Raw genomic sequence first — 3,127 nt, 5'->3', positions numbered from 1 at the left:
AATAGCCGGCCAATTTTTAACCGGTAAAAGAAGCATCATCAATGATAAAACAAGTGTTGATAGCCATACACCGCCCATAACTTCAACTTTAATTAATAATAAAAACAGGTATAAAATATTGTTTTTCAGGAAAAATTAAACATACTCAGCTTATGTTCGTTTGCATTAACGCAATCATAAAATTATTATGGCCGAAGATAGTACCGTACGGAAATGATGCACGAATCCGATAAACATTGGGAGATCAAGCCGGAATCGTCATTGCTGGATGTAAAAATCAAAGAAACTTTAGAGTACCGGGATTTGCTTTGGCTGCTTGTCCGCCGCGATTTTATTTCGTTTTACAAGCAAACCGTGTTGGGCCCCATCTGGTTTTTTATCCAGCCGATATTCACCGTCGTGATGTATTCCCTGATTTTTGGCGGCGTGGCCGGTATTTCAACCGACAATTTGCCAAAGCCACTGTTTTATCTGGCGGGCATCATCACCTGGAATTATTTTTCGGATTGTTTGATCAAAACCTCTACCGTTTTTCGCGATAATGCCATCATTTTCGGAAAAGTTTATTTCCCGCGTTTAATCATGCCGGTCAGCATTATTTTTTCCAACCTCATCCGGTTTGGCGTACAGTTGCTTTTGTTTTTGCTGATGATGCTGTACTATCATTTGCAGGGCGCACAATTTCACCTTACTGTTTTTATCCTGCTTTTTCCGTTGCTGCTGCTTTTAATGGCCAGCTTGGGTTTGGGTTTGGGCATGATTGTATCCGCGCTGACCACCAAATACCGCGACCTGGCTTTTATCGTTAGCTTTGGCGTTCCGCTGTTGATGTACAGTACCACCGTGGTTTACCCGTTATCAGTTGCGCCGAAGCAATTTTTAGGATTGATAAAATATAACCCCATGACGCCCATTATTGAAACCTTTCGGCTGGGTTTTTTAGGAACAGGCAGTTTTAGCTGGAGCTTGTTGATTTATTCGGCCACGGTTACTTTTTTAATATTGCTTGGCGGGATTATTATCTTTAATAAAGTTCAAAAAAGTTTTGTAGACACCGTTTGACAAATATAAAATTACCAGGATTTTAGATGAGCGATATTGCAATAAAAGCAGAAAATGTTTCTAAACTGTACCAGTTGGGCGAATTTACAACCGGTTCTTTAAACAAGGATTTTGAAAGATGGTGGGCTAAAATACGCGGAAAAGAAGACCCGTTTTTAATGGTAGGCGAAGTAAACGACCGTACCAGCAAAGCAAAAGGCAACTTGGTTTGGAGTTTAAAGGATATTGATTTCGAAATTAAAAAAGGGGAAGCGGTCGGCATTATCGGCCGTAATGGTGCCGGAAAAAGCACGTTGCTTAAAATCTTGACCAAAGTAACCTCGCCAACTACCGGAAAAATTATTGGCGAAGGCCGGATTGCCAGCTTACTGGAAGTGGGCACAGGCTTTCACCCCGAACTTACCGGAAGGGAAAATATATTTTTAAACGGTGCCATTTTAGGGATGAAAAAGTGGGAAATCCTGAAACGGTTTGATGATATTGTTGAGTTTTCCGGAGTGGAAAGATACATTGATACGCCTGTAAAACGCTATTCAAGCGGTATGTATGTGCGTTTGGCTTTTGCAGTTGCCGCCCATTTAGAGTCGGAAATTTTAATTGTAGATGAAGTTTTGGCCGTTGGCGATGCTGAGTTTCAGAAAAAATGTATCGGCAAAATGAACGATGTAAGCAAAGGCCAGGGACGAACAGTTTTGTTTGTCAGCCATCACATGGCCGCGATAAGTGCGCTTTGTACAACCGGTTTATATTTAAAAAATGGCCGGTTAGTGGATTTCGGAAACATGAACAACCTGATAACCACCTATTTTAACGAAGGAAAGCTGAAGCCAAAAAGCACCGTTTGGACAGGCAACGAAGGTGATGACAACATCAAATTGTATAATTGCAGCATCTTTCCGGCCAAGCCGGAAAATGGCTTCTCCACCACAACCGATTTGATGATTGAAATGGAAGGCGAGGTGCTTAAACCACTATTGGGTTTAATCATGGGCTTCACCTTATGGTCAGAACATGATTATGAATTGGCCTACGTACTTTACGATGATGCCGAAGGCTCCGTAAAAACAGTTAATCCGCAGTATTTTAAAAAGGTTTTTAAAATTCCGGCCAATACACTTGCGGCCGGCAAATACCGGATAGAGTTTGATGTTGGCATCCAATACGTTAAACGGGTAATACACGATAACTGCGATATCTTTTTCACATTGGTCAACAAAGATGGTTTGGGCAGGAAATTTCCGGCAGAAGGGCGCGGCAGGACAAGCATGTTCCGGCCAAACTGGACGGTAAAAAGCTGATTCTTTTAGCCAGCCTTTTATCCAAAACACACTAATTTTTATGTGGTAAAAGAAGCATCGGTAATAATCAGAATAAAACCAGGTTTGTTAAATTCCTGGTGTGATAAAACCAATACGGCCAATTGATGTTTTAAAACCAAATTGCATTTCAAGCCGTTTTTGCCAAAACTTGCGTTCCGCTTTTTTACAAAAGAGTTTTAATAAACCATAACAAAAAGCATTTTTACAAAAACTTTTTCATGGCCTCCATACATTTGATAAAACGGTTTTTGGTTGAATTGAAAATGAACATGGTTTGCACAACAATAAAAACAGTCCAATAATATGCGTGCCTCATTTGTAATTGTTAATTATAACCGGAAAGATGAACTGCTTAAAACCATATCCAAAACAAAAGAACTGATTAACGGCAACCCGGATTACGAGATCGTAATTGTTGACAATGCTTCGATTGATGGCAGTGCAGATGCGGTTGAAGCGGCATTTGCAGATGTAACGGTTATCCGCAAAACACAAAACATGGGCGCACCGGCCTGGAACGAAGGTTTTGAGCGGGCCAAAGGCGAGTACATGATTATCATTGATGACGACAGCCATGTAGAATCGGGTTTGAAAGATGCCTTAGATTACTTAGATCGAAACCAGCAAGTGGGTGTGCTGGCGCTCAATGTTGTTTCCGGCCCTTACACCAGTGAGGATTGGGAATGGCAGGACGGCCAGGATTTGGTGGGCTTTATTGGTTGCGGCGCGATTTTGAGAAAAGAAAC

At 41.3% G+C, this 3,127-nt stretch carries 3 protein-coding genes; all 3 read left to right on the top strand.

The genetic code is table 11. The features are described 5' to 3' along the window. Window positions 1-213 precede the first annotated feature (213 nt). Window positions 214-1,062 carry an ABC transporter permease gene (locus Q0192_RS10395; RefSeq protein ID WP_299289416.1) on the top strand — a complete coding sequence of 283 codons (849 nt, stop codon included), beginning with the start codon at window positions 214-216 and terminating at the stop codon, window positions 1,060-1,062. A 26-nt stretch (window positions 1,063-1,088) separates the two neighbouring features. Next, entirely contained in the window at window positions 1,089-2,360 is a 1,272-nt protein-coding gene (locus tag Q0192_RS10390) for an ABC transporter ATP-binding protein (RefSeq protein WP_299289415.1), read from the top strand. 324 nt (window positions 2,361-2,684) lie between these two features. Further along, window positions 2,685-3,127, top strand: a 443-nt coding sequence (locus tag Q0192_RS10385; protein WP_299289414.1) for a glycosyltransferase, incomplete at its 3' end; no start/stop codon positions are given.

This window comes from uncultured Mucilaginibacter sp. (assembly GCF_937859865.1).
Classification (GTDB): Bacteria; Bacteroidota; Bacteroidia; order Sphingobacteriales; family Sphingobacteriaceae; genus Mucilaginibacter_A.
The sequence above is the reverse complement of the archived record's forward strand: the minus strand, read 5'-3'. Positions and strand labels throughout refer to the sequence as shown.

Excerpts from the sequence above, each read along its gene's own strand:
- Q0192_RS10395 (WP_299289416.1), top strand. The coding sequence starts at position 214 with ATGATGCACGAATCCGATAAACATTGGGAGATCAAGCCGGAATCGTCA.
- Q0192_RS10390 (WP_299289415.1), top strand. The coding sequence starts at position 1,089 with ATGAGCGATATTGCAATAAAAGCAGAAAATGTTTCTAAACTGTACCAG.